Below are 25,864 nucleotides of genomic sequence, written 5' to 3'. Positions count from 1 at the left end.
GCAGTACGGTGCCAGCCGGGGCCGGGCGCGCAGTGCCGCGGCCGGTCGGGTGGCCTGGCTGCCGACCCTGCTCAAGGGCCGGCCAAGCCAGCGTCAGGACCTGTGCTGGCAGCAACGCCAGGCCAAGCCCGCAGAACTGTGGTTGGTTATCGTCGATGCTTCGGCCTCGACCCGCCGCCACCAGACGCTGGCGCAAACCAAAGGGCTGCTGGCGGCGCTGTTCGACCAGGCCTACCGCCAGCGTGCCCGGCTGGCGCTGCTTACCGCCAGCGGAAGCACGCCGCAGTGGCAGCGCCACGGCCTGAAGGCCTCGGCCGCTTTGCAACCTTGGCTGCAAGCCTTGGGTGCCGGTGGCGGAACGCCGTTGATCGCTGCACTGGAACAGGCTCGACACTGGTTACTGGTGCGGCAACGGGCCCACCCCGAAGAGGCGCTGCGCTGTCTGGTGTTTACCGATGGTCGCCTGCAGCACTGGAACGCCGTGCAGCCGATGCCGTGTGCCACTTTGCTGGTGGATATGGAACTGGCGCCGGTGCGCCTGGGCCGCGCGCAGCGTCTGGCGCAACAACTACAGGCTGATTACCAGCACCTGCAACAGTTCAGGCTGATGAATTGAAAAGTATCGATGCGACACTATGTCGCAATAAGAAAAGTTGCCAGAACAGCAACCCGGAAGTTGTACAAGTGCGTGGCTGCGCACGCACTTGGTTTGCCGGCCGATATTATTTCGGCATCGACCACGGTTGCAGGTCGTAACCTTTTTCGCACAGTTCGGCGCGCACTTCTTCGATCAGGCTGGCCCACCGGGCCGGGTCGGAGTAGATACGCGAGGATACTTGCTTGCTGCCGATGCGGGTGCTGGTCCGGTCGATCACTGCCAGGCTCAGCTCACCAGTACCGTTGGGTGCATCCCAGGCTACGCACTGGAAAGGTTCGAAGGCGTGGTCGGCAATCAGCAGTGCTTCGTTGACACGGAGCGGGGCATTCATGGTTCGGTCTCTCTATGGTCCCAAACAGCGAAGTGAGGTCCGCGTTGCTTCAAAGTCGCCTCGGTTATCGCGAAGTGCAGCGCGGGGTTATGTGTACTGATGCTCGTTGTCCGGGGGCAAGTCACACATTGGATGTAAAAAATTTTTGCAGGGTCAAATCCGTTCTTGCCTATGCCGCCATGTGATGTCGATAAAGTGCGAAAATTCCCGTCACGCATTGTAAAAAAATGATTCGGCAGACAGACGGTACTGGGAACCGTCAACTTCGTTGCTACTGTTAATCGGGCGCCACAACTTGCTGTTTTATTTCACAAAACCGAAAACTGGCGCCAAGGACTGGTCATGCAGCAACCTGCCGCCCAACGCCGTTTGCTCATCGTCGACCCCTGCGATGACTGCCACCGTTTGTTGCCTGGCTTGCGCAGCGCAGGCTGGGATGTTGACAGCTGCATGCTCGGTGCCGCGCTGGATCATCCTTGCGATGTGGGCCTGTTGCGCTTGCAGGCGTCGCACCTGAGGCGCCCGGACGGGGTCAGGGACTTGATCAAGCGCAGCAACACCGAATGGATTGCCGTGCTCAGCGCCGAACAGCTGCGCATGCCGGCTGTCGGCGATTTTGTTTGCGAATGGTTCTTCGATTTCCACACCTTGCCGTTCGACGTTTCCCGCGTGCAGGTCACCCTGGGCCGGGCCTTCGGCATGGCGCGCCTGCGTGGCAAAGGGGCGGCAAGGGTGGAAGAAGCGAGCCACGAGCTGCTCGGCGAGAGCCGCCCGATCCGCGAGCTGCGCAAGCTGCTGGGCAAGCTGGCGCCCACCGAATCGCCGGTGCTGATCCGCGGTGAAAGTGGCACCGGCAAGGAACTGGTGGCGCGCACCCTGCACCGCCAGTCGCAACGCAGCGAGCAGCCGTTCATTGCCATCAACTGTGGAGCGATCCCCGAGCACCTGATCCAGTCCGAACTGTTCGGTCATGAGAAGGGCGCTTTCACCGGTGCCCATCAGCGCAAAACCGGGCGCATCGAAGCGGCCCATGGTGGCACGTTGTTCCTTGACGAAGTTGGCGACCTGCCGTTGGAGTTGCAGGCCAATCTGTTGCGCTTTCTGCAGGAAAAACACATTGAGCGGGTGGGCGGCAGCCAGCCGATCCCGGTGGATGTGCGGGTACTGGCGGCTACCCACGTGGACCTGGAAAGGGCCATCGAGCAAGGGCGCTTTCGCGAAGACCTGTATTACCGCCTGAACGTATTGCAGGTAGTGACCGCGCCTTTGCGCGACCGGCATGGCGACCTGTCGATGCTGGCCAGTCATTTTGCCCATTTTTACAGCCTGGAAACCGGGCGCCGACCACGTTCGTTCAGCGACCATGCCCTGGCGGCCATGGGCCGGCATGACTGGCCGGGCAATGTCCGCGAACTGGCCAACCGGGTACGGCGCGGGCTGGTGCTGGCCGAAGGCCGGCAAATCGAGGCGCAGGACCTGGGGTTGCAAACCCTCGACCAGGTGCAGCAACCGCTGGGCACGCTGGAGGAGTACAAGCTTCGGGCCGAGCGCCAGGCGCTGTGCGATGTCCTTAGCCGGCACAGTGACAACCTGAGCGTGGCGGCCAAGATGCTGGGCATTTCCCGGCCGACTTTCTATCGGTTGCTGCACAAGCATCAGATGCGCTGACTGGCAGCGCAAAGGTCATGTATTGGTGCGCTCCCACAACGGCCGCGCAGGCTTCAAGGTCTTTGATTCAGGTCATTGCTTCTACAGGCCAGGGCCTTGCGCGATCCCTGTGCGAGCGGGTTCACCCGCGAATCAGGCACCGCGGTGGATGGCACCGGCTACGCCGGTGTTCGCGGGTAAACCCGCTCCCACAGGTACTGTACCGACCGTGAGGGTTGGCGCAGTTCCTGTGGGCGGCTTTAGCCGCGAAAGGGCCCTTACAGGCCAATGATCAGTGCGGCCCGCGTGGAATGGTCTTCAGCAGGTCTTCCGGGCTGATATGCCCCACTACCTGGGCCACCGCGCTGCCCGGGGTCGGCAGGTCGATGATGTGGCTTTTCATCTTGCCGATCACATGCATTTCGCACGGCTTGCAGTCGAACTTCAGGGTCAGCACTTCATCACCCTGAATCAGCTGCATCGGCGCCACCTTGGTGCGCACGCCGGTCACGCCCTTGGCCTGCTTGGGGCACAGGTTGAAGGAGAAGCGCAGGCAGTGCTTGGTGATCATCACCGGCACTTCGCCGTGCTCTTCATGGGCCTCGTAGGCCGCATCGATCAGCTGCACGCCGTGGCGGTGGTAGAAGTCGCGGGCCTTCTGGTTGTACACGTTGGCCAGGAACGACAGGTGCGACTCGGGGTATACCGGTGGCGGCGTGCTCTCGGCCTTGCGCCCGCCACGCGGGTGCGCCTGCAGCCGTGCTTCAGTCAGCGCCTCGATGGCTTCGCGGCGCAAGGCCTTGAGCTGCGAGTTGGGGATGAAATACGCCTGCGGGGCGTCCAGCTCGATGCTGTCGGCGTGGTACAGGGTGGTACCCAACTGGCCGAGCAGGTCGTGCAACTGGTCCAGCGCCTGCTGCGGCTTGTTGGCCGGGCCGAACGGGCCGTCCAGTGCCACTTGCGCGCTCACGCCTTCCTCGCTGGTGACGGTCAGCGCCAGGCGTTGCTCGCGCAGTACCGCGTGCCATTGCACGCCGACGCGGCGCTCGGCCGAGGTGCGTTGCAGGGCCTGCTGCCAGTTGTGGTCAAGGTTGCGCGACAGCGGGTGGTTGGGCCGCAGCTTGTGCAGGCCTTCGGGCATTTCGTTGGGCTCGACGCGATAGCGGTAGCGCTTCTCGCCGTCTTCCTCGAACTCGCCACGCGGTTCGGCGATGTTGGCGCGGAAGCCCACTACTTCACGCTTGACCAGCACATTGAGGCCGTCGCCGTTGGTCAGCGGCGCCTTGGTGACCACTTGCATGTCACGCTTGCCGACCTTTTCCACTACGCCCACCGGCAGGCCGGTGAAGGTTGGCGAGTCGAAGGCGCCAATATCGACCTTGCGGTCGGTGACGAAATAGTCGGTGCTGCCGCGGTGGAACGTCTTGTCCGGGTCGGGTACGAAGAAGTGCTCGGTGCGGCCGCTGGAGGCACGGGCCAGTTCCGGGCGCCCTTCGAGGATGGCGTCGAGCTCCTTGCGGTAGTGGGCGGTGATGTTCTTCACATAGGCCATGTCCTTGTAGCGGCCTTCGATCTTGAACGAGCGCACGCCGGCATCGACCAGGTCAGCCAGGTTGGCGGTCTGGTTGTTGTCCTTCATCGACAGCAGGTGCTTCTCGAACGCGACCACGCGGCCCTGGTCATCCTTCAGGGTGTAGGGCAGGCGGCAGGCTTGCGAGCAGTCGCCACGGTTGGCGCTGCGGCCGGTCTGCGCATGGGAGATGTTGCACTGGCCGGAGAACGCCACGCACAGCGCACCGTGAATGAAAAACTCGATTGCGGCGTCGGTTTCGGCGGCGATGGTACGGATTTGCTGCAGGTTCAGCTCACGGGCCAGTACCAGCTGGGAAAAGCCGGCCTGGTCGAGGAACCTGGCCCGTTCCAGGGTGCGGATGTCGGTCTGGGTGCTGGCGTGCAGTTCGATCGGCGGGATGTCCAGTTCCATCACCCCCAGGTCCTGCACGATCAGCGCGTCGACACCGGCGTCGTAGAGCTGGTGGATCAGCTTGCGCGCGGGTTCCAGCTCGTTGTCGTGAAGGATGGTGTTGATGGTGGTGAACACGCGTGCATGGTGGCGATGGGCGAACGCGACCAGTTCGGCGATATCGCTGACTTCGTTGCAGGCGTTATGGCGCGCGCCGAAGCTCGGGCCACCGATGTAGATGGCGTCAGCGCCATGCAGGATCGCTTCACGGGCGATGGCCACGTCACGGGCAGGGCTGAGCAGTTCCAGGTGATTCTTTGGAAGGGACATGTCGTTATAGGTTCGGGCTGTCACGGTTTAGGCGGGCATTGTAGCGGCGAAACGGGCTGGCGGCATCATTGGGGTGCCGAGAGGTGTACTGCCGGCAGCGGCCTCATCACCGGCAAGCCAGCTCCCACAGGGAGAGCATATGGCTGGCTGATGCGGTCGAGGTGGGAGCTGGCTTGCCGGCGATAGGGCCCGTGAAGGTGAATCAGCGCTTGGCGGCCATTGCGGTCACTTCCACGCGCATGCCTTCGAACGCCAGTGCAGCCACACCCACGGCGGCGCGTACCGGCCAGGGCTTGCTGAAGAAGCGCTGGTACACCTCGTTGAACGCGGCGCGGTCGGCCATGTCGGTGAGGTAGATGGTCAGGTGCAGCACCCGGTCCATGCCGCTGCCGGCCTTCTCCAGCGCCACTTTCAGCGCCTGCAGGGTGCACTCGCTCTGCGCGACGATGCCGCCCAGTTCCAGGCTGCCATCGGCGTGGGTCGGAATCTGCGTGGTAACCAGCACGCCGTTGAATTCGGCGACGTCGGAGGAGATCGACTCGGCGTCCGGGTCCGGGGTGTAGATGATGTCTGCATGTGCCATGGTGTGTTTTGCCTTGCTACGGAAGGATTGTTATTCGCCTAACTTTCAGTGACCATCTGTCAGGCCCAGCATTTACAGTGCTTTCGTCCTGATATGGCTTCACTATACCCCCACTATTGGGGAGTGTATATAGCGTTTTCTGGTGGTATGATGCCAGTCTATCGTACCCCTATGTCGCAGTGGATACCCCCAGTGTCAGAACAGCCATCGCCAGAGAAGCCTCGCGCCAACAGCGACGCCGCCGCCCGCAGTATCGACAAGCCGGGCAAGTATCCCTCGGGGTCGATCCCTAGCATGTACCTGCATGTGAAAAAGGCCTCAAAAGTCTGGTTCCTCAAATACCGGCTTCATGGTGTCGAAGGCACCTATACCATCGGCGGGTTCCCTGATATCAGTCACGCCAGAGCTTGTGAGCTGGGGCAGGAGGCCCGTACATGGGTTGCCGAAGGGCACAAGCCGAAAGATATGAGGGATGCGCGGATTGCGGTCGAACTTGCCCAGCAGGGTGAGACGTTTGAGAAGGTGTGCGGCGAGTGGTTGGCTAGCAGGGGGGATCTGGCTCACAAGACGCTGCTGAACTACCGCAGTACGCTGGACCTCCACGTACTGCCCGCGCTGGGTGCATTGCCAGTCCATCTGGTGCAGTACCGTCATGTGAAGAAGGTCTTGGTCGATCTTGGTCAGCACCCTGCAGCCGCCAATCACGCGCTTGTCACCATCCGTGCCGTGCTGGACTACGCGGTGGAGGCGGAACTGATCGACGACAACGTGGTGGCGCGGCGCGGCAAGGGGCTGATCCGAAAACGCAAGACCGTCCACCACGCAGCCATCGAGCGTCCAGACGACCTCAAGGAATTCTTGCGACGCCTCGAACAGCAGGCCCCCGCCGGCAGTCCGACCACCTGGGCGCTGTGGATGCTGGTTCTATTGCCTGTACGGCCCAGCGAGCTGGCGAAGATGCGCTGGGAGGATATCGACATGGATGGAGCTGAATGGCGTTACACGGTGCCCAAGACCGGCAAGCAGCATGTCGTGCCGCTACCCGGCCGGGCTATCAGCATGCTTGCCATGATCCGGGAGCATCGTGCACAGGCGGTGGCTGCAACTGTGCCGTCACCCTTCGGGAGTATTGCCAAGCCAGAAGTGGCGACAGGTTGGGTGTTTGCTTCTACCCGTGGTGCCGGCAAGTCCATCTGTTCTACCACAATGCTCAACGGGATTCGGGCGCTGGGATATGAAAAGGGCGAACTGACTTCACACGGGTTCAGGTCGACATTCCGCAGTCTGGCTCACGAAAAGCTGGGTATTGAGGCTATCGTCCTGGAGCTTTGCCTAGGGCACAGGATGCCAGGGACATTGGGTGATACCTACGCCAGGGCGCACCTGCTGCCGCAACGGCGGGAGGCGATGGAGAAGTGGGCGGCGTATGTGGAAGACCTGTGGTTCGAGGTCGTGCACGGCGTTTCCAGGTCGCAGGCCGAGGCTGCGCTTACGGGGCTGTAGGCGGGTAGGGTGGGGCGGTTTTATCGGGATTCTTGGGTCTTCGGCATGATGGTGCAGCGGGATTTTATTAGGTTTGCGGGCTGCTTTATTAGGTTTGCGGGCACAGGTAATAACGCTGAAAGGCCCAGCACAGAGCGGTCGCTTATTACCTTTATTACTTTTATTAGGTTTTCTATTAGAGAGAGAGAGAGAGAGAGAGAGAGTACAGGTGTGCACTGAAAAGCGCATAAGCGTAATAGCGCTGTGCTGATAGCTGGGCGACGGCGCCGGGTGGTGCTAGTTCGGTAATAAAGCTAATAAACTAATAAAACCCCCCTCTAGCACGCGGGTTTGAGCCTTATTAGGTTGCTTTATTAGTCTGTTTATTAGGTTTGTGCCATCCATGGCCCGAGAACCATTCTCACAGCTCGAACTGGTCGTAGGTATCTGCCACATCCTGTGCAGTGAGTCCGATGTAGGTCATGGTCACAGCCGGGCTTGAATGGTTCAGCACCTTGCAGATCAGCTCAATCGACAGACCCGCCTTGTGCATCATCCATCCCCGTGTCTTGCGCATGCTGTGGGTACCCAGCGCAATGCCCAGCTCATCACCCACGGCCTTGAACGCCTTGGCCACGGCCACGCGGCTTACGGGCTTGCCCTTGGCGCGGTTGCTGTCCACTTCGAACAGGTACACCGCCCCGGGCTTTGACCTGGCCTTCACAACGGCCATGGCTGACTCGTTCAGCTTGATTGTGCGTGGCTTGCCGGTCTTGCCCTCCACCACCCTCAGCTGCCCCGTCTGTGCCTCCTGCAGCGTGATTTCCAGCAGGTCGCTGATGCGCAGCGCTACCTGGATACCGAACTTCCAAATGTCCGCGTACAGCGTGTTGTCTCGGGCGTTGAGGGTCAGCTTGCGCTGGACCAGATCGATGTCCGCTTGTGTCTTCACCGCTTCGACTAGTTGCATGGCTGACCCTCTGATTTTGCTGGCTTCGCTAGTTAACACAATATTTAGGCAAGGCCAGAATGCGCCCGCCTTTGGTGGAAGTCAATAGCAACAGGGGCTGGCTAGTTAACAGAATTGTATTGTGTCAATTAGAGGGATCACCCCCTCAGCGCCCGAATACCCTGCTCGATGCCCTCAGCATTCGCATCCAGGGTCTGCAGGGCGACCATCACGCTATCGCAAGTGGGGATAGATCCACGCTGTTTGATCCATAGCGATAGCTCTTCAATGCCTGCGCGCAAGGCTTGCTGGTTGAGCAGGATCAGTTCAAGGGTGTCTGCGGTCACTGTCGCTTTGTCCATGGTCGCTCCAGGTGAATGGCTGTCGACCGAGCGTAGCGCCTGGCTGGTAGCCAGGAAAAGTGCCCGGGGTGGGGGATTCGACCCGTACGGCGGGTATGCAGGTCTTTTGGCTTCACGCAAATACGTATACGAGGGGTGAGACCCTACAAAATTTTTCCAAAATTTCTGACCAAAAATCCAAGCCCCGCGCTTCCATCCCGCCACCTAAACCCCCATAAAAAATAAATTTAACGTTCCGTTCGTAATCCCAAATTAATCGCAAAGTTAAAATTCCTGTGCTGTTTCAGCAACTTACATAAACCCTTACTTAAAATAAACGCAACGGTATCGGGATAATTGTCCCGGTAACTGTGCCGCTCGCAATCGCAACTACCTGGAACTCTTACCCGCAACTAAAGCGCCAATATGCAAGAATCATACCGCTCGTCGGAAAGTTATTGTATATACAGGTATTCAATATTAAGTTGAATGCACTCAGCGAAACATCCGGGGGGGATGCGCCGATGAACTTCCAGCCAACTTCCAGTGCAACAGCCGCAGCCACCAGCCAACAACTGGCCGACCTGCTCGCCCTGACCCCCAGCGCACTGAGCCGCCACCCCGAACTGCCACAGGCCCACCTTGTGCACACCGGTCGCCAAGGCAAACCACAACACGCCTTCGGCTTGGACCTCTTAGCCGCATTCGCCTACGACCAGACCGCTCACCTCACGGAAGCCGAATGCCGCCTGCGCCTGGCCCTTGCCGGCCGCACTGAGCCTTCCCGCACGACCAAGCGCAGTCCGGCCAAGCCCGGCCGCTTCTACCTGCGCGACAACGGCGACGGCACCCACGAAATGGTGCCCATCCTCGAACCCAGCGAACTCAGCTTTGACGAACAGGTCGAGCTGCGCGCCGCCGTTACGGAGAAGCAACCATGAGCATCTACCACGACTATCGCCGCCTGAACGTAGGCGATACCCACCCCGGCACCGGGGAGGTTGTTACCCAGGACGCTATCGACCGCGACAACTTCGAGCGCCTGCTGCAGATGGCTGACGATGCCGAAGAGCGCGCCAAGCAACTGCGCCGTACCGCGTACGAACTCAAGTTCGCTGCGTACAACCGCACCCGCCAACAGGAGCAATCGAAATGAACGACTTCATCCCCGGCTCGATGGCCGAAGCCATTGCCAACGCGCCACTCGACTCGATGGCCACCCTGATGACCGTGTGCGACAACGCCCCGGCCCTGCCGCCTGAAATCCAGGCCGAGGCCGATGCCGCCCACGCCGCCACCATGGCGCTGGTCACAGCACTGTGCCGCTCGGTCTTGGCACCGGGTAACGACACCACCCACTGATAAACGCCTGGCCGTCGCGCCAGGGGAGCAAAGGAGCATGACCGGTTTCATCGACGCACTTAACCAAGGCGTTGGCGCCTTAACGGGCACGCAGCTCGGTCAACTGGGGCTGCAGATGCTCATGGCGTCCGGGCCACAGCAAGGCAACCCCGGATTCGGCGCACGCTTGGGTCAAGCCGCCGCTGGCATGAGTGAAATGCAACGTGTGCAGGCACTGGGCGAGTACCGCAACAACCTGGCGCGGATGCAGCAGGAACAGTTGCAGATGCAGCAACAAGCCGCCCAGACCAAGGCTGACCAGCAACGGCAGTACCAACAGCGCTTGCAAGACCCGAACTTCCTCAACTCCCTGTCGCCCATGGCCCGCCAGATGGCCCAACTCGGCGTCGACCCGGCTGACCTGATCCGAGCCACCAACGCCGACAACCTGGCCCAGCACCGGCAGGCCCAGCTGCAACAACAGCAAAGCCAGTTCGATACCCGCGAAAGCCGTATCGGTGTCAACGCCGGATCGTCCGGGCCGCGCATGCCGACCCAGCGCCAGGTGTTGGAAAAGCCCCTCGGTGGTGGGATGGTCCAGCGCTATGTGCTCGACCCGCAGACCGGCCAATACCAGGAATACGGCCAGCCCTACCCGCAATACAGCCCTGGCCGTAAAGCCGCGACCGGTGCTGATGCCGCCACTGAGGCGATCATGGGCGCCGAAGCCGAATCCGCAGCGGGCACCAGCAGCCTGCCGGGTACCGGTGGACTCGACAGCTACATGCCGAAGCCGCAACAGCCCGTAGGCGTCCTGCCGATGGCAGCCGCTGGTGGTAACGCTGCGCAGAAGCCCGCGCCCAAAGCTGGCATGCGTGTACCTGGACAAGCGCAGATCGCCCGCCCGATGACCAAGGCCGAGTACGACCAATTGCCTCCAGGCACTCAGTACATCGACCCCAAAAGTGGCAAGACCGCCACTAAGCGAGGTTAATGTGCAATGGCCATTAGTGCTTTCGGTGACGAAATCCCCGACGACCCAGTGGCGCCTGCTCCTGCAGCGCGCCAACCGCAGAGGCCGCCAGCGCAGCCACAGGTAAGCGCTTTCGGCGATCCCATCAGCGCATTCGGTGACGCTCTGGATGATGACAGCCCGGCGCCAGCTACCGCGCCTGTGCAGCCGGCTGCCCAGCAACCCGCGCAAGATGACGGCCTCGACCCGTGGGAGCTGTATCGAGGTGCAGCACGCGCTGTAGACCAGATGGGCCTGGCCGCTGGCCGCATCGTCGGTATCCCTGCCGCGCAGACCTTCGACGCCGCACGCGGATTGTTCACCGACGACGACCCGAACATGGCGCAGAATGCGCTTAATCAGCATGTGCTGACCCCACTACAGCAACGTGCTGACTCGCTGGCACCTGCGCCCGACGCATCGTTCGGTAACAAGCTGCTGAATGCAGGCGGTGGCTTTGCCGGGAACCTAGCAGCGATGCTGGCAACGGGTGGTTTGTCTCGCGCTACGGCTGCCCTTCCTGCAGTAACCCCCACATCAGCTTTGCCGGGCGTGGTAGGCCAACTTGGCCAAGCTGCCAAGACCATGGCCGTGCCCGCCACGACCAATGCAATCAACACCGGCCACGACGTAGCCGCCGAAACCGATAGCGTCTCCGAAGGCCTGAAAGCTGCAATCGCCGCCGGTGCGGGTGATGTGGCAATGGGGCTGATCCCCGCCAATCTGCCCGGCAATCTGGCAACGCGCCTGGCTAGCGGTGCTCCCCTTGGCGTAGCGACGGGCGAAGCATCGCGACAACTGCGCAACGCTGCCGTCCCGAGCAGCATGCAGACCCCATTCAACGCCCAAGACGCGATGGTTAACGCTGCCATGGGTTCGGTGCTGGGCGGTGTGCTGGGTCGTGCTCCTGACCCCGCTGCCATGCCGGCCCAGGCCCAGCAGCCCGTACAACCGCAGGTCGACCCGCGTATCGAAGCCGCCCGCGCAGCTGTGCCCGCTGCCATCCGCAACTACCTCAACCCCGAGCAGGCAGCCCCTGCGCCGGCAGTCCCGCCAGTTCCACCGCAGCCGCAACCTGCGCCCAAGGTGCCGTTTGCCGGCAGCCAAAATGTGCGCCCGTTGTTCGAGTCGATGGGCATGGATCAGCAGCAGATGGACAGCAGCCTGGCCCTGCTCGCTGATGACGAACCGGATATCGAAGCCGCACGCCGTGGCACGATCAGTTGGGAAGAAACCGGCCGCCTGGCTGCCCTGACCGGCACCACGGTGGAGAAGCTGCGCAAGCATCGCCTGGGCGTGGCGTTCAATGCCGAGGAACAGGTTGCCGCTACGCGCCTGCTCAAAGACCAGACCGTCAAGACCCTCGACCTGAGCCAGAAGATCAGCAGTGGCAACGCTACCGAACTGGAGCAGGCCAACTTCCTGCAGGCACTGAACGACCTGCGCACCACGCAGAAGGCTGTCATGTCCAGTCGTGCCGAGATTGGCCGGGCGATGTCCGCCATGCGCGCCGATGTGACCACCATGAAGCAGGCCGGCCACATGCTGGACTCGGTAGGCGGTGCACAAGGCGCCAAGGCCATTGCCGACGCCCTGAACAATGCCGCCCGTATCGGCGGTGTGGAAGCGGCCAACAAGCTGGCCCGCCAGGCTGGCAGCGACGGTTTCTGGACGTTCTACAAAAGCATGCTCTTGTCCTCGCCGGACACCCACTTCGTCAACGTGTTGTCGAACTTGGGGACCAGCCTGATGCAGCTTCCAGTACGCGGGTTGGCTGGCGGTATCGGTGCTGCTAAGCGCATGGTCGGCTTGAACGGTGAAACCTATATCGGCGAATCCGTCTACCAGCTGGGTGGAATGCTCGAAGGCGCTATCAACGGTGCCCGAGGTGCCGTCAGTTCGTGGAAGACTGGCGAAGACGCATTCGGCAACGAGAACAAGGCCGAGGTCTACCGCAACGATTACCCCGGCCAAAAGGTGTGGGGCATGCCACTGCGCGCCCTGCAGTCGGAAGACCAGTTCTTCAAGTACCTGAACGATGGCATGGCTCGTTATGCCATTGCCTACCGCATGGCCGTCAATGAGCTGAAAGGCCAAGGCCCTGCAGCGGTGCACAAGCGTGTACAGGAAATCATCGCCAACCCACCCGCAGAACTGCTGGAGGCAGGCGAGGACGCGGCCCTGTTCCACACGTTCAACAATCGTGCGGGTGAAATTACCCAGGCGGTGAACAACCTGCGCCACAAGCTGCCGTATGGCACGGGCAATCTCGCTGTGCCGTTCCTAAAAACTCCAGCAAATTTAATAGTTTACGCGGCGAAGCACAGCCCGGCCGCCCCTATCTTCAAGGAGGTTCGGGCAGACCTTAAAGCCGGTGGTGCTCGCCAGGAAGAAGCGCTGGCCCGTATGGGGATCGGTGGCCTACTGATGGCATTTGGCGCTGTCGGTGCTCTGAATGGCACCCTCAGTGGCGGCGGCCCCGAAGATCCCGACGAGCGCAAGGCCTGGCTTGCCGCTGGCAACCAGCCTTACAGCATCAAGATCAACGGGCAGTGGTACCAGTACAGCCGCATCGAGCCTATGGCGACTCTGGTCGGCATCGCCGCTGATATCGCGACCGGCGTTGAAAACCAGCAGCTCGGCTTCGCCAGCCTCATGAAAGCGATTGCCCGCAACTTCACCAGCAAGACCTGGCTCCAGGGCCTTTCCGGCGTGATGCAGGCGATGACCGATCCCGACCGCTACGGCGCCAGCTGGGTGAATCGCAGCGCCGCCACCCTGGCGCAACCCGCCACCGTGCTCAGCCATGTCGGCCGTTACATGGACCCGTACCAGCGCGAAACCGACCGCGACAGCTTCACCGACCAGCTCAAGTACCGCTTGCCATTCCTGCGCGAAAGCCTGCCGATCAAGCGTGACCAGTTCGGCGCACCGCTGATGGAGCCGCAACGGCAGATCGGCCGCGCCGGCCCTATCCCGTCCACTGTGCCAAGCGATGACCCGGTGCGCCAGGAGACTGCGCGCCTCGGTTGGGCACCCGGTGCCATGCAGAACCACTTCTCTGTCCCCGCAAGAAAGGGAATGCCGGCGCGGCGTTTCGACCTGACCGACGACCAGCACCGCGAACTCAACGAGCTGGCGAATAGCAGGATGCACGCAGCCGCCCGGAACCTGATGCGCAGCGCGTACTGGAAAACATTGGGCGACGACGAACGCACCGAACAGCTCGACAAGATCATGAGGCAGGCCCGAGGTTCCGCGAAGGTCGCCTTCGTGCCCTACCTGGTGAGCGGTAAACGCGGCCTGATCGACCTGTACCGCAAGCAAACCAGCAACTGGAAACGCGCCGATGGGGGCAAGAAATGAACGAATTGAAACAAGCCCAACAAGCTGTGCAGGCCGCCCGCGTCCGGGTAGACGACCTCGAACACGCGCACGCCATGCTGACCGAACAGCTGCCAAAGGCACGCCAGGAACTGGAAGCCGCACGCGCAAAACTGCGCAGGCTGAATCAGCTGGACGGCACCGCCGCAACTCTGTGCCAACAGGCCGAAATCGACCGACTCACCGCCGCCATCATCGCCGCTAACGGAGGCACCCAAAATGTATGACATCGAACACCTGAACCGCCTGCGCGCCGATGCCGACATGCACAACATCGACACCACCCGCGCCAAGCTGACCACTACCGTGGATGGTGAGTACGTCATCACCTTCGAGAGGCCGGTCGTGGACCTTGGACCGTGGGCTGAGTCCGCACCAGAGCGCACCGTCACCGCCCGCAGTGCCGAGAGCTGCGAGATTCGCATGCTCGACGGCCTGATCAAGTTGCATGTGTGCGAGCGTCGTCGTGTGCGTACCGGTGTCGTGGTCGGCTGGAGCGGCGCCGACATCAACCGCAAGCCGTTGACTGCCGAAGAAATCGCCGCGTTCAAGGCCAGGACCAACCCGGCCAGGAAGATCGAGAAATTGCAGGAAGAGCTGACCGAAGCCCTGGCCCGGCAAGCCGCCCGCGCTGCAGCCGCACAAGGCGCCGCCGACCTGGCAGAGCGCTACGGCCTGGCCGCAGCCGCACCTGTGCAAACCAGCAAGCCCACCGGCACCGTCAGCGGTCGCCCAAGCAAAGCCAAGCGCGCATCGCGCCCCGAGGTGAACCATGAGTGATACCAGCATCCAGGTCGAAGACTTCGACGGACCAGACGAACCAGTGCCGGTCGATAAACTTGCCGCGCTCCTGACCGACTCGGTGGGCATCCCCAACGATGCCGACGACAGCACAGCTGTGCCTAACGCTACCGCTGATGAGGTCGAGCAGTACCAGGAACACGTCCAGCAGCGGGACCAATACCTGAACGAGCAGCCAGACGATGGCGAAGGCGAGCAGGTCGACCAGCCGCACAACGGCCGCAAGCAGTATGTGCCACTCGGTGCCCTGCAGGAAGAACGCACCAAGCGGCAGGCCCAGCAGGAAGAAAACCGCGTACTGCAGGAGCAGTTGGCCGCGCATCAGGCACAGCTGCAGCAGTTCCAGCAGTGGCAACAGCAGCTGGCTGCCCAGCAGCAACAGGCTCAACAGGAGGCCGAAATCCCGGCGTTCGTCGATGACCCCGAAGGCCATGTCAAGGCGCTTACCAAGCAGTTCGAGCAGCGCCTGAACGACATGCAGGGACAGCAGCACCAGCGCCAGATGCTGGAACAGGCTGGCGCGCAGATCCAGCGTGATGCCCAGCAGATTGCCCCGTTCGTCAACGAGGTGGAGCCAAGGTTCAAGGCGGCGCACCCGGACTACGACGATGCCCGCGAATTCGTCTTGTCGAACGTGCGCAACCAACTGGTAGCACAGTACCCCGGCGCGACGGCTGCGCAGATCCAGGACATCGAGCAGATCGCCACCCTTGGTTTCCTGCGGCAGTGCCAGGCCAACGGGATCGACCCCTGTGCATACGTGTACCAGCGTGCGCAGGCACTGGGGTTCCAGACCCGAAGTCGCGTTGCTGTGCGCCAGGGGCCTACCAGCCTCAGCAGCCTGCCAGCTGACGGCAAGGCACCGGACCAGCGCGGGCGTCTCTCCGCCGCCAACGTGGCATCCCTCAGTAACGAGGAATTCGACCGGCTGTTTGAGCAGATGCGGGCCGCTGATGAACCACGATTCGGGTTCTGACCATGGGTGTCATATCGCGGGAACAGCAGATCAGCCAGCGGCTGGCACAGCTGCAGTTGCGCATTGAGCGCAGCAACTGTGCCGAGACCCGGCGCCACCACCGCGCATTCCTTCGGGGTGTGCGTGTGGCACTGTGGTGCGTGGCCATGCGGATGACGCCCACGCAGATCGAGCAGGAGCTACGCGCCGAGTTGTTCGGTGACGCACTGCCACCGGCTGAGCGCACAGCTCCAGGGCCTCGCCCACGCACAGAGGCCGGGCAAGGTATCGAGAGCCAAACGTGAACAGCGGGAGGGGTGACGATGTGCACAGGGTGGGCAGGGAAGCCTCTTCAATTAGTTGCGAGGGTTAGGCCCCGAACAAAATTCAGCCCAGTATCGGAAACCGTGTACGCAAACGTGTCTATTCTCCTATCACCCGCCAAATCTTCGTACTCAATCCAAATCTCGCCAGTTTTGGGATTCTCTAGCAGTAAGATACTGAACGTGATTTCCTCGGAATGACCCTCTGGGAAGGCGCCCAGGTTTATCACTTCACCTGCCTCGGCGGTTTGGTCCGAACCCAGTACCACTTTAAGGGCTTTATTACCTTCGTTTGTAATCCGGACGTTACTTTGGACCTTTCTTGGCCCGCCGCTGCCGTCTTCTGGCTCGTAGATGAGTGGGCTAGCCTCGAAAGTGAAAAGCGCTTTGATGGCCCTGTCGTGCTGCTCCCTAGTTACTCTAACCATCGCTTTATGTTGATCGACAGTGTTTTTCAGCTCTTCGCTCTGCATTAGGAAACCCAAGACCAGCCAGAGGAATGCCACCGGGCCGAATGCACCAGCTAGGAAGTCACCCACTTCGTTCAAGGGCATATCGCCAAGGGTGCCAATGCGATCCCCCGTCAACGCAGCGATGCCAGCCAGGTAGATCAGTGTGGCGGCGCTGCCAACCTCCACCATGTGCTGCCGCAGATGCCACTCCGGTTCATTGCGCTTTTGGGCGATGCGGACCGCTACCACCCCAATTGCGATAGCTGCGACTAGCAGCACAATGGTTGCTGGCCAATGCGGCCATACTTCATCCGGCACCACCACAGCTGGTGGCGCGCTCCAGAACACTCCGCCCACCGGCTCCCACAAATCCGCCATTGGAACCCCTTCGCTATATCCGTGGCACATGGCCGGCGATGATAGCGGCGTCGATGTGCATAGGGAACTCTTGCTAGGGTGGGGTGGATGTCTTTCTCTTAGCGGCTACGTCCAGAAGCTAGCTGCCTGTCATGGTGCATTTTGAAGTGAATGTGGCCGACCTCGCGTCACCACCGCCAATGGGGTTCAGATCGTGGAAAGTGAAGAACCCCAGCCCAACTACAGGGTAGATGGTGAAAACTGCTACCTGGTCGGTAAGGGTCTCAATTGCCGAGAGCATTGTACTTGAGATACTCACAATTTGAGCTGTCCGCGCCCCACGATTAGCTATCCCCAGGTCTATCGCTGGCCTCGTGTTGTTGAAAAAGTATGTGATGTGGGCCACGTCAGAATCATCCAATATGAAGGTTGGATGTACCCCGGTAAATGAGTCCTCGGCAACTTTAAACCACTTGGTAGCAGTTCTGTCGATGTCGATCCGAGAACCGGCGGGTTCTTCACAGATGATCGTCACAAGGGGTTTCCCGTGCACGAGACCGGCAGCTATCGTAAGCGCGGCGAGTAGCGCCCCCTCTAGTTTTCCGAGTCCCATATAGCTCTCCGCTTCAAGGCTAGCGTAGAGCGTAGTTCAGTCCACGCCTCGATGATGGTATGGTCGAGGCGACGGCACACTACTCGTCATCTGGTTCCGAGCAGTAGTTCCAGTAGGCACGCTTGGCCGCCGCGTACTCGTCACCTTCGCTGATATCCATGTGCGATTCGACCACATAGCACAGCTCATCACGCTTGGTGGTAGCCTGCTGCGCCCAGTGGTACAAACCAGCGACCACCAGGACGGCGAGTCCGATTTTCAGCGCATTGGCGTACCAGTCGATCCAGCCCCATTTCATACGTCACCTCCCACATCAAACTCGCTCAGGTCGATGTCCAGGTGGTGGCCCTGTTCAGGGGTCACGTCACGCTCGATCCTCGGCGAGGCCTTGCCTTCCATCTCCAGCGCGGCGTTTCTGGTGGACAATGCCGCCAGCACATCCAGCAGGTCACGGGCGCGTGCTTCCTTGCCTTGGGGATCGTCATCCGCCTCGACTTCACGTGGCTTGCCAACACCCCGGTTCATCACATCGTTGCGCAGGTCGCGTCGCAGCTTCGGGTCGGTCTTGTCGTCGAGCGCCTCGGCAATGTGCTTGTCGAGCATGATCAACGTGTACTCGGCTGCCTTCAATTCCGCTTCTTCCTTGAGACGGCGAATCTTGGCACGGTGGGCGGCGGCATCGTCTTTTGCCCGCGTGGTGGCGTCCCTCTCGATCCGACGCGCAGCGGAACCGTACACCTCCAAGCAGAACGACACGGGCGGCAGGGCCGGTGGATTCACCGACCCCGAAATGGATTCACTCATGGTTTTCCCCTCCGTAAGGTGGCATGCCCTCTGGCGCGACCTGCGTATTCAAATAGTCATTCCACACGCTCGCCAACTGGCCGTCCCACCAGTCGGTGTTGCAGAAACACCACACCTTGGTATCTGGGTTCGTCGATGGCTTACCGTCTTTGCCAGGCTTGAACAGCTGTTTGAAGCCCAATGCCTTGAGCATCTTCGGTAAGGTGCTGGGGGTGATCCCGTAGTCCCGCACCAGTTCGGGGTACTCCCCCTTGAGCTTGATGTAGATGTCGTTGCAGCGGCCGATCTGCAGCGCAAAGGCACCCTCGCGGGCGGCTGCGCGTTCCTCCAGGAAGTTAATGCCGTGTCCACGGGCAGCCAGCTGCATATCCCTGGCCGCTTCGGTTTCCGGCGCCGGTGCGTGTGGATTCCAGCCTTTGAAATCCCAGGTCGCCAGCACATTGGCGAACACGCCAGCGCCGGGGCCGTCGATCCAGGCCACCAGTTCTTCGTAGTACGCGTCCGGCTTGCGTGGCGCAAGGCAACGCATGACGTTGATGCGGCCTTCGTTTTCCGTCAGCGGTAGGGCGTCCTCATGGTTGCTGGTCAGGATGTAATGCACAGTGTTGCGGACCTCGCGGGCCGGCCGGCCTTTCGGCTCGATCACGACGCGCTCGGCCGACACCTTGTTCTTGAACACTTCGAAGTTCGTCCGTTCCTTACCAGTCAGGCGCACCTCATTGAGGAAGGCGATACGCCGATCAAGCAGCGCGTCATCGAACTTGCTGGTGAGCAGCTTGCCGTCACCATCGGTCAGGACCATCGACTTTCCGAACACCCGTGCCAGCAGTCGGCCGACCAGGTTCTTGCCGATACGTCGGTTCTCCGAATAGAGCAGCCAGGCGGTGGGGATCTTGTCATCAGGGTGCTGGTACAGCCACGCCAGCCAGGATACGAAGCGGACCACCGTTGGTACGTCGCCGTCGCTCAGGTAGAGCAGGTGACTCCACAGAACGGCCATGTCGTCGAAGGTGGCGGCGACGGTGCGTTCGGCCATTTCCAGCTTGCGGATGTGCCACAGATTGAATACGTCCGGGTCGTCTTCGCCCTCGGTCAAGGCGGTCGGCTCCATGACCAGGTACATTACAACCCGACGCTCGTGGCCCTTCCAATCCCACCAGATGTCACCAGCTGGAAGCGATTTCCACTCGACCCGACCGTCATCTATTTTCGCGACCTGCTCGATGGTGCCATGGCGCTTGGCGCACTGGTGACGCATGCCTTCCTTGGTCAGCCGGCAGCCGCGCTTGATGTAGTAGGCGTACACCGCGCCGTCCCCCGTCACCAGGATGAAATCCTCACTGATGTAACGCAGAATCTCGCGGGACTCGGGATCGATGTCACCGACCTTGAACGCCGAGTGACCTTCGGCCTTGGGTACCATCTTCACCACGTTGGCCGGCCTTTGTGCAGCTTGCGCGGCTTCTTGCTGGCTCTGCTGCATGCTGGCCAACAGGCTGCTGGGGTCGCCCGCCTGGAGCTGTACCTTGTCTACGCCAAACCTGATCGTTCCAGACGGCACAGGTTGCGCGACGGCCTCTGGTTCATTGATCGCAGCAGGGACGCACGACAGCGTAGCGGTGCCGGTGAAGGTCTTCGACGGCTCGACAGTGATGGCGGACTTCTGTGCCTGCCTGGCGGCTGCCGCGGCAGCCCTGTCGGCGTCATGCCGGGCGATCATTTCGAGGGCGGCCCTTGCAGCCTCGCCGCCGTCTGATAGTATATTTTTATCCATAGGAAACACCCCCTAGCCCTGGCCTGAACCGCCGGGGCTTTTTCTTTTCAGGCTGGCAGGTTTTCGGTGCGGGGCTTTTTTGCCGCGTCACGCTCGGCCTTGCGGGCGAGGATCCAGGCGTCTATTTCACTTCTCAGGAAAGCGACACGGGATACCTTGCCGCTGCCTCGCATCTGACCGATCACAATGGGAGGCGGGAAGTGGCCGGCCTGTACCCAATGATCGAGGGTCGCCCGGCTGATCCCCAGTGCCTGGCACAGGGGGGTAGGGTGCACCAGCGCGTCAGCTATCGGTGCAGGTACTTCAATTCTAGGGTTGCCCATCGTCGTCGCTCCCACAGGTGGCATATTTGGGGGTTTACGGTCGGATGGTCTTTTCTGAATGCCCTGAGTTAGCTGGGGCGGGGTAGGCGGGTTAACACTTGCTACGGAAGGAAAGCGGCAAGCCTACGCGAGCGCGCTGGCCCGGTCGAGGGCGCCCTGGTGTTTGAAATGCGCGGCGTTCGCCGTCAGAATCGCGCCCCATTGCAAAGCCAGGGGTTTACCTTGAACGAACAAACTTTGTCCAGGCGCCTGGAGCGTGTGGCAGCCCATGTGCCGCAGGGTGCGCGCCTGGCCGACATCGGCTCGGACCACGGCTACCTGCCGGTGGCCTTGATGCTGCGCGGGGGGCTGGAAGCGGCGGTAGCGGGCGAGGTGGCACAGACGCCGTTCGCCTCGGCCCAGCGCAACGTGCACAGGAACGGCCTGGAAGGCCGCGTCACCGTGCGCCTGGCCGATGGCCTGGCGGCGGTCGAGCCTGACGACCGTATTTCGGTGGTCAGCATCTGTGGCATGGGTGGCGACACCATGTGCGAAATCCTCGAAGCCGGCAAGCAGCGCCTGACTGGCGTCACGCGCCTGGTGCTGCAGCCCAATGGCGCCGAGTGCGAACTACGCCAGTGGCTAGTGGGCAATGGTTACCGGATCGTCAGCGAAGAACTGCTGCGGGAAAACCGTTTCGACTATGAGATCATCGTCGCCGAGCCGGGGGTGGCGGCGTACACCGCTGAACAGCTGTACTTCGGCCCGGTGCTGATGCAGGAGAAAAGTGAGGCGTTCCTGGTCAAGTGGCGGCGCATGCTGCGGCAGAAGCAGCAGACCCTGGCCAACTTCGAGCGAGCCCGTGATGCGGTGCCTCTGGCGAAAATCGACGATTTCAACCAGCAGGTCGGCTGGATCACCCAGGTGTTGGCCTGACTCACTGCTGCGAGCAGTTGCCCATTTCCCGGTAGTCGACTTCGCGCTTCTGGCCCTGGTGGTCGACATACACCATGTGCGCGGTGCCAACCTGGCAGTCGGCAGCGTTGCTGGCCGGGGTGATGGAGATGACTTTGGCCACGTCCAGTGGCATGCCGTATTCGTAGTTGCTGCTGCTGGCCGGCTGGTTGCTGCCGGTGTCGGCGAAGGCTCCGAACGAGGCGAGGGTAGCGGCAACGGCAAGCACAGCGATCGAACGTTTCATGGCAGGCTCCTTTTTCAATGGGTGACTTATGATCCATTCATTGGTCATCCACAATAAATGGGCTAACCCGTGATAGATTCCTGCCTGTAACGCAAGAATAAGACCGAACAAGGAGCAGACCTTCATGGACATGCTGCATGCCATGCGTACTTTCGCCCGTGTGGTGGAATGCGGCAGCTTCGCTGCGGCCGCCAATGCCCTGGACATTTCCGCGGCGCAGGTTTCGCGCATCGTTGCCGAGCTGGAAAACCAGCTGCAGACCCGCCTGCTGCACCGCACCACGCGGCGCTTGCGCATGAGCGAGGCGGGCGAGCGGTTTCTCGAGCGCTCGCGGCAGATCATGCTGCTGACCGAAGAAGCGGTGGACGAAGCCCGTGGCGCGCATCTCACGCCTCGTGGCCGCCTGCGTTTACATTGCCCACATGGGCTGGGCCTGCTGCTGATGCCCTTGGTGGCCGGCTACAACGCGTTGTGTCCGGAGGTGGTGATCGAGCTGACTCTGTCCCAGCGTAACCCTGACCCGCTGGCCGAGGGCCATGATGTGGTGATTACCATTGACGGAGCGTTGCCGGATTCGCAACTGATCGCCGTGCCGCTGGGCAACATTTTCAGCATCCCCTGCGCAGCGCCGAGCTACCTGGAGGCCCACGGCGTGCCAGAGCACCCGGAAGACCTGCACCAGCACCGTTGCCTGCGCATGGCTTATCCGATGTACGAAGGTGACTGGGTGTTCCCGCAAGGGGTGGACCAGTGTGTGATCGCGCCGAACGACAGTTTCTCCACCAACGTCGCCGACGCCATGCTGGTGGCCAGCGAACTGGGCATGGGCATCGGCCTGCTGCCGTTCTACACCGCCAGCCAGGCGATCGAGCAGGGGCATCTGTGCCGGTTGCTGGCACCGTATCGCCTGCGCGAGAATGCGCTGTATGCGATCTACCCGTCACGGCATTACCTGGATGCCAAGGTGCGCACCTGGATCGATTACCTCAAGGAGCAGCTGCCGGCGCTGTTCGAGGGGCATGCCAAGGTGGTGGATGATTCGCGCTATTGGCGGTAGGTGAGTAACGCTTTCGTAAGCGTGTCACTCACCCCTGTGGGAGCGGGTTTACCCGCGAAGAATGCGACGCGGTGTATGGCACCGGCTTCGCCGGTGTTCGCGGGTAAACCCGCTCCCACAAAGGGCCGCATTCTCAGCGAGATCGTGTTACAGCGGATAGTGCTTCAACTCCCGCGCAATCAGCATCCGCTGGATCTCGCTTGACCCTTCATAGATCTGCGTGATCCGCGCATCGCGGTAATAGCGCTCCACCGGGTAATCCTCCAGGTAGCCATACCCGCCATGCACCTGGATCGCCATCGAGCACACCCGCTCGGCCATTTCCGAGGCGAACAGCTTGGCCTGCGAGGCCTCCGACAGGCACGGCTTGCCGGCGCTGCGCAGGCGTGCGGCATGCAGGATCAGCAAGCGAGCGGCATTCACCTGCACCTGCATGTCGGCCAGCAGGTTGGCGATGCTCTGGTGCTCGTTGATCGGCTTGCCGAACTGCACCCGGTCACGCGAGTAGACCAATGCCGCCTCGAACGCGGCGCGAGCGATGCCCAACGCCTGGGCAGCAATGCCGATACGGCCGCCCTCGAGGTTGGACAGGGCGATGGCCAGGCCCTTGCCACGCTCACCGAGGATGTTGGCGGCAGGGATGCGGCAGTTGTCGAAGGTGACCGCGCAGGTGTCGGAGGCGCGGATGCCCATCTTGTGCTCGCTGCGGTCGACCTTGAAGCCCGGGTTGTCGGTGGGCACCAGGAACGCCGACAGGCCCTTTTTGCCCAGCTCCGGGTCGGTCACCGCGAAGACGATGGCCAATCCGGCGCGGCGCGCATTGCTGACGAACTGCTTGGCGCCGTTGATCACCCACTGGCCATCCACCAGCTCGGCGCGGGTGCGCAGGTTGTGTGCCTCGGAACCGGCCTGTGGCTCGGTCAGGCAGAAGCAACCGATTACCTCGCCGGTGGCCAGGCGTGGTAGCCACTGCTGTTGCTGTTCGGCCGTGCCGTAGGCCAGCAGCGGGCCACAGCCCACCGAGTTGTGGATGCTCATCATCGCTCCGGTGGCGCCGCAGCCGGCGGCAATCTCTTCGACCGCGAGGGCGTAGGCGACGTAGTCGGTGTAGCTGCCGCCGAAGTCTTCCGGCACTACCATGCCCAACAGGCCCAGTTCGCCCATCTTGCGCACTACGCCATCGTCAATCCAGCCGGCCTTTTCCCAGGCCTGGGCATGCGGGGCGATCTCGCCACGGGCAAAGTCCCGGGCCATATCGCGGATCATGATTTGTTCTTCGCTCAGTTCCAGGTCTTGCATCTGTGTACTCCCGGGCTCACAGGCCTTCGAAGAATTGGTCGACCCGCTGGCGTTGCAGTGCGGCCAGGGTCGGCGGGTTCCAGCGTGGCTGCTTGTCCTTGTCGATGATCAGCGCGCGCACGCCTTCGATGATGTCGCCGTGCCGGAACCACTGACGGTCCAGGTGCAGCTCCATGGCAAAGCAGTCGTCAAGGCCCAGCTGGCGACCACGGCGCAGCATCTCCAGAGTAACCGCCATGGCCAGCGGCGAGCGGCTTTCCAGCTGGTCGGCGGTGGCCACAGCCCAGGCGTGGCTGTCACCAATGCTTACCGCGCGCAGTTGCTCGACGATGGCAGGCACGTCGGGTAGGGCGAAGAAGTGGTCGATGGCCGGGCGCAGCTTTTCCAGCGGCGCATCGGCGAGTACCTGGGAGCCGAGTCTGGCCAGCAGGTTCTGCAGGTCCTTGAGTGGGTGGTCGCCAAAGTGCAACTGATCCAGCCCCTGGTCGAGGGCTGCCAGCTGGTCGCTGGCCAGGTACCAGTTGGCCAGGCCGCAGTACAGCGCATCGGCAGCCTGGATCTGGGTGCCACTGACGCCCAGGTAGGTGCCCAGTTCGCCGGGGATGCGCGACAGGAAGTAGCTGCCGCCCACATCCGGGAAGTAGCCGATGCCCACTTCGGGCATGCCCAGGCGGCTGCGCTCGGTGACCACGCGCAGGTCGCAGCCCTGGGCCAGGCCCATGCCGCCACCGAGGGTGAAGCCGTCCATCAGCACCAGCACCGGCTTGTGGTAGCGGTGGATGGCCAGGTCGAGGGCGTATTCCTCGACGAAGAAGGTTTCATGCAGCGTATCGCCGGCCTTGAAGCTGTCGTGCAGCGAGCGGATATCGCCACCGGCACAGAAGCCCTTGGGGCCCTCGCCACGCAGTACCACGGCGTGCACTTGCGGGTCTTCGGCCCACAGGTCGAGGTGCTGGCGCAGGCTGCGGACCATGTCCAGGGTCAGGGCATTGAGGCCGGCGGGGCGGTTCAGGGTCAGGTGGCCGACCTGGTTGCGGACCTCGGCCAGCACATGGGCGGTTGCCGAGGTATGAGCGTGCGCAGTCATTGCGTTCTCCCTGCTTTGTTATTGATTTTCCAAGTGAAGTCTGGAGTTCGCTGGAGGATCGCAGGATCCTGTCATGCGAATTTGCCTTGCACAATCGACAAATCTGCAGGGGGATTCTGCATTTTTGCCTTGGGCGGCGATATCGCCACTCTAGCAAGGTTTCAGGTTGGCCGGGCGGGCCCTATCGCCGGCAAGCCAGCTCCCACAGGTACAGCGCAGGCCTTGAAAGTTGTGCGGCACCTGTGGGAGCTGGCTTGCCGGCGATGAGGCCAGTCGACTCTACTTCAATGCCAGGTGATATCCCCGGCCTGCCGGTGGAACAGCAACTCTGTCAGGGCCTTGGTCATCTGCACATGATGCACCGCATTGACCAACATATTGATGCCGGGCTCGCCGGCGTTGGCACAGATGAATTCGTCCAGCGTGTCTTCGATGTCAGACAACAGCTGAAGGGCGTGGATCAGAGCGTCAACCGAGGGCATGTCCTGGTTGATGGTGTAGAAGGGGCGGGACGTCAGTTTGACGGGTGGGTCGGGGACGAGCTTTTTCATTATGTAATTCCAGCTTCTAGAGCAATGGAACTACCACCTGAATCTTCTCATGGATTGAAGGTGGCAGCCGTACGTGGGGTGAGAAAGCCGAGAAGAAGCTAGCAAAGACCCGGCCAGGCGAAAGCCCGCCCACGTACGGCCACCATAGAGGTGCTGCTAGCTTATCTGTCGGGTTCTCATGCCCGGTCGCCGGAGCGACCCGAAAACGTTATCCGTGAGGTGTTTCCCCGACAACAGCGATAGTTCGGCAGCGCGCGTAGGATAGTT

29 protein-coding genes are annotated in these 25,864 nt (G+C 61.7%); 14 read left to right on the top strand and 15 right to left on the bottom strand.

Features of this window, described 5'->3' with window-relative positions; translation table 11 throughout:
- Nucleotides 1-49 precede the first annotated feature (49 nt).
- On the top strand, nt 50-616 hold the full coding sequence (locus FQ664_RS17265) for a vWA domain-containing protein (protein ID WP_144173605.1): 567 nt from the start codon (nt 50-52) through the stop codon (nt 614-616).
- A gap of 106 nt (nt 617-722) precedes the next feature.
- Here the strand turns inward: FQ664_RS17265 and FQ664_RS17260 are convergent, their stop codons facing one another.
- Nucleotides 723-989: a hypothetical protein gene (locus tag FQ664_RS17260; RefSeq protein WP_144173603.1), complete on the bottom strand. Its 267-nt coding sequence runs from the start codon at nt 987-989 to the stop codon at nt 723-725.
- A 342-nt stretch (nt 990-1,331) separates the two neighbouring features.
- Between FQ664_RS17260 and FQ664_RS17255 the strand changes: the two genes are divergently transcribed.
- On the top strand, nt 1,332-2,657 hold the full coding sequence (locus FQ664_RS17255) for a sigma-54 dependent transcriptional regulator (RefSeq protein ID WP_144173601.1): 1,326 nt from the start codon (nt 1,332-1,334) through the stop codon (nt 2,655-2,657).
- Between the two features lie 271 nt (nt 2,658-2,928).
- Here FQ664_RS17255 and FQ664_RS17245 read toward each other — a convergent pair whose 3' ends face one another.
- Together FQ664_RS17245 and FQ664_RS17240 are read right to left on the bottom strand one after the other, a co-directional pair.
- Nucleotides 2,929-4,929, bottom strand: coding sequence for a peptidase U32 family protein (locus FQ664_RS17245; protein WP_144173597.1), 2,001 nt, complete (start codon nt 4,927-4,929; stop codon nt 2,929-2,931).
- A gap of 202 nt (nt 4,930-5,131) precedes the next feature.
- Nucleotides 5,132-5,512 (bottom strand): RidA family protein, encoded by a 381-nt coding sequence (locus FQ664_RS17240; RefSeq protein ID WP_144173595.1) that lies wholly within the window; start codon nt 5,510-5,512, stop codon nt 5,132-5,134.
- Nucleotides 5,513-5,704: 192 nt separating this feature from the next.
- Between FQ664_RS17240 and FQ664_RS17235 the strand changes: the two genes are divergently transcribed.
- A complete protein-coding gene (locus FQ664_RS17235) occupies nt 5,705-7,015 on the top strand; it encodes a tyrosine-type recombinase/integrase (RefSeq protein WP_256675997.1) in 1,311 nt (436 codons plus the stop codon).
- A 400-nt stretch (nt 7,016-7,415) separates the two neighbouring features.
- Here the strand turns inward: FQ664_RS17235 and FQ664_RS17230 are convergent, their stop codons facing one another.
- Both FQ664_RS17230 and FQ664_RS17225 read right to left on the bottom strand, forming a co-directional pair.
- Nucleotides 7,416-7,964 (bottom strand): tyrosine-type recombinase/integrase, encoded by a 549-nt coding sequence (locus FQ664_RS17230; protein ID WP_144173593.1) that lies wholly within the window; start codon nt 7,962-7,964, stop codon nt 7,416-7,418.
- A gap of 137 nt (nt 7,965-8,101) precedes the next feature.
- Nucleotides 8,102-8,305 (bottom strand): hypothetical protein, encoded by a 204-nt coding sequence (locus FQ664_RS17225; protein WP_144173591.1) that lies wholly within the window; start codon nt 8,303-8,305, stop codon nt 8,102-8,104.
- 503 nt (nt 8,306-8,808) lie between these two features.
- On the opposite strand from FQ664_RS17225, the gene FQ664_RS17220 reads away from it, so the two are divergent.
- The 9 genes from FQ664_RS17220 to FQ664_RS17180 are packed head-to-tail and all read left to right on the top strand — an operon-like array spanning nt 8,809 to nt 16,082.
- Entirely contained in the window at nt 8,809-9,225 is a 417-nt protein-coding gene (locus tag FQ664_RS17220) for a hypothetical protein (RefSeq protein ID WP_144173589.1), read from the top strand.
- Nucleotides 9,222-9,440: a hypothetical protein gene (locus FQ664_RS17215; protein WP_144173587.1), complete on the top strand. Its 219-nt coding sequence runs from the start codon at nt 9,222-9,224 to the stop codon at nt 9,438-9,440. Before FQ664_RS17220 ends, FQ664_RS17215 begins: the two co-directional genes overlap by 4 nt.
- Nucleotides 9,437-9,646, top strand: coding sequence for a hypothetical protein (locus FQ664_RS17210; protein WP_144173585.1), 210 nt, complete (start codon nt 9,437-9,439; stop codon nt 9,644-9,646). The genes FQ664_RS17215 and FQ664_RS17210 overlap by 4 nt, the downstream gene beginning before the upstream one ends.
- Before the next feature lie 37 nt (nt 9,647-9,683).
- Nucleotides 9,684-10,619, top strand: a complete 936-nt coding sequence (locus FQ664_RS17205) for a hypothetical protein (RefSeq protein ID WP_144173583.1) — start codon at nt 9,684-9,686, stop codon at nt 10,617-10,619.
- A gap of 6 nt (nt 10,620-10,625) precedes the next feature.
- On the top strand, nt 10,626-14,003 hold the full coding sequence (locus FQ664_RS17200) for a hypothetical protein (RefSeq protein WP_178091013.1): 3,378 nt from the start codon (nt 10,626-10,628) through the stop codon (nt 14,001-14,003).
- Nucleotides 14,000-14,248, top strand: coding sequence for a hypothetical protein (locus tag FQ664_RS17195; RefSeq protein ID WP_144173581.1), 249 nt, complete (start codon nt 14,000-14,002; stop codon nt 14,246-14,248). The genes FQ664_RS17200 and FQ664_RS17195 overlap by 4 nt, the downstream gene beginning before the upstream one ends.
- Nucleotides 14,241-14,801, top strand: coding sequence for a hypothetical protein (locus FQ664_RS17190; RefSeq protein ID WP_144173579.1), 561 nt, complete (start codon nt 14,241-14,243; stop codon nt 14,799-14,801). The genes FQ664_RS17195 and FQ664_RS17190 overlap by 8 nt, the downstream gene beginning before the upstream one ends.
- Nucleotides 14,794-15,798, top strand: a complete 1,005-nt coding sequence (locus FQ664_RS17185; protein WP_144173562.1) for a hypothetical protein — start codon at nt 14,794-14,796, stop codon at nt 15,796-15,798. The genes FQ664_RS17190 and FQ664_RS17185 overlap by 8 nt, the downstream gene beginning before the upstream one ends.
- Before the next feature lie 2 nt (nt 15,799-15,800).
- Nucleotides 15,801-16,082 (top strand): hypothetical protein, encoded by a 282-nt coding sequence (locus FQ664_RS17180; protein WP_144173561.1) that lies wholly within the window; start codon nt 15,801-15,803, stop codon nt 16,080-16,082.
- Nucleotides 16,083-16,129: 47 nt separating this feature from the next.
- Here the strand turns inward: FQ664_RS17180 and FQ664_RS17175 are convergent, their stop codons facing one another.
- From FQ664_RS17175 to FQ664_RS28110, 6 genes are all read right to left on the bottom strand, one after another.
- The gene (locus FQ664_RS17175; protein WP_144173559.1) at nt 16,130-16,930 is read right to left on the bottom strand and encodes a hypothetical protein; all 801 of its coding nucleotides are present in this window, start codon (nt 16,928-16,930) and stop codon (nt 16,130-16,132) included.
- Nucleotides 16,931-17,048: 118 nt separating this feature from the next.
- A complete protein-coding gene (locus FQ664_RS17170) occupies nt 17,049-17,522 on the bottom strand; it encodes a hypothetical protein (protein WP_144173558.1) in 474 nt (157 codons plus the stop codon).
- A gap of 79 nt (nt 17,523-17,601) precedes the next feature.
- Nucleotides 17,602-17,820: a hypothetical protein gene (locus tag FQ664_RS17165; RefSeq protein WP_144173556.1), complete on the bottom strand. Its 219-nt coding sequence runs from the start codon at nt 17,818-17,820 to the stop codon at nt 17,602-17,604.
- On the bottom strand, nt 17,817-18,326 hold the full coding sequence (locus FQ664_RS17160) for a hypothetical protein (protein ID WP_144173554.1): 510 nt from the start codon (nt 18,324-18,326) through the stop codon (nt 17,817-17,819). The genes FQ664_RS17165 and FQ664_RS17160 overlap by 4 nt, the downstream gene beginning before the upstream one ends.
- Nucleotides 18,319-20,046 (bottom strand): primase-helicase family protein, encoded by a 1,728-nt coding sequence (locus tag FQ664_RS17155; RefSeq protein WP_144173552.1) that lies wholly within the window; start codon nt 20,044-20,046, stop codon nt 18,319-18,321. The genes FQ664_RS17160 and FQ664_RS17155 overlap by 8 nt, the downstream gene beginning before the upstream one ends.
- A 101-nt stretch (nt 20,047-20,147) precedes the next feature.
- Nucleotides 20,148-20,423, bottom strand: coding sequence for a helix-turn-helix transcriptional regulator (locus FQ664_RS28110; RefSeq protein WP_178091012.1), 276 nt, complete (start codon nt 20,421-20,423; stop codon nt 20,148-20,150).
- Nucleotides 20,424-20,645: 222 nt separating this feature from the next.
- On the opposite strand from FQ664_RS28110, the gene FQ664_RS17145 reads away from it, so the two are divergent.
- Complete coding sequence (locus FQ664_RS17145) at nt 20,646-21,338, top strand: tRNA (adenine(22)-N(1))-methyltransferase (protein WP_144173549.1); 693 nt, start codon at nt 20,646-20,648, stop codon at nt 21,336-21,338.
- Nucleotide 21,339: 1 nt separating this feature from the next.
- Here FQ664_RS17145 and FQ664_RS17140 read toward each other — a convergent pair whose 3' ends face one another.
- Complete coding sequence (locus tag FQ664_RS17140) at nt 21,340-21,603, bottom strand: DUF2790 domain-containing protein (protein ID WP_144173547.1); 264 nt, start codon at nt 21,601-21,603, stop codon at nt 21,340-21,342.
- 124 nt (nt 21,604-21,727) lie between these two features.
- On the opposite strand from FQ664_RS17140, the gene FQ664_RS17135 reads away from it, so the two are divergent.
- Nucleotides 21,728-22,660, top strand: coding sequence for a LysR family transcriptional regulator (locus FQ664_RS17135; protein WP_144173545.1), 933 nt, complete (start codon nt 21,728-21,730; stop codon nt 22,658-22,660).
- A 147-nt stretch (nt 22,661-22,807) separates the two neighbouring features.
- Here the strand turns inward: FQ664_RS17135 and FQ664_RS17125 are convergent, their stop codons facing one another.
- From FQ664_RS17125 to FQ664_RS17115, 3 genes are all read right to left on the bottom strand, one after another.
- Nucleotides 22,808-23,959, bottom strand: coding sequence for an acyl-CoA dehydrogenase family protein (locus tag FQ664_RS17125; protein ID WP_075045375.1), 1,152 nt, complete (start codon nt 23,957-23,959; stop codon nt 22,808-22,810).
- A 16-nt stretch (nt 23,960-23,975) separates the two neighbouring features.
- Nucleotides 23,976-25,046, bottom strand: a complete 1,071-nt coding sequence (locus FQ664_RS17120; RefSeq protein WP_144173541.1) for an enoyl-CoA hydratase/isomerase family protein — start codon at nt 25,044-25,046, stop codon at nt 23,976-23,978.
- A gap of 284 nt (nt 25,047-25,330) precedes the next feature.
- Nucleotides 25,331-25,597 carry a hypothetical protein gene (locus tag FQ664_RS17115; RefSeq protein ID WP_144173539.1) on the bottom strand — a complete coding sequence of 89 codons (267 nt, stop codon included), beginning with the start codon at nt 25,595-25,597 and terminating at the stop codon, nt 25,331-25,333.
- Nucleotides 25,598-25,864 lie beyond the last annotated feature (267 nt).

The organism is Pseudomonas persica (genome assembly GCF_900291015.1).
Lineage (GTDB): Bacteria > Pseudomonadota > Gammaproteobacteria > Pseudomonadales > Pseudomonadaceae > Aquipseudomonas.
The sequence above is the reverse complement of the archived record's forward strand: the minus strand, read 5'-3'. Positions and strand labels throughout refer to the sequence as shown.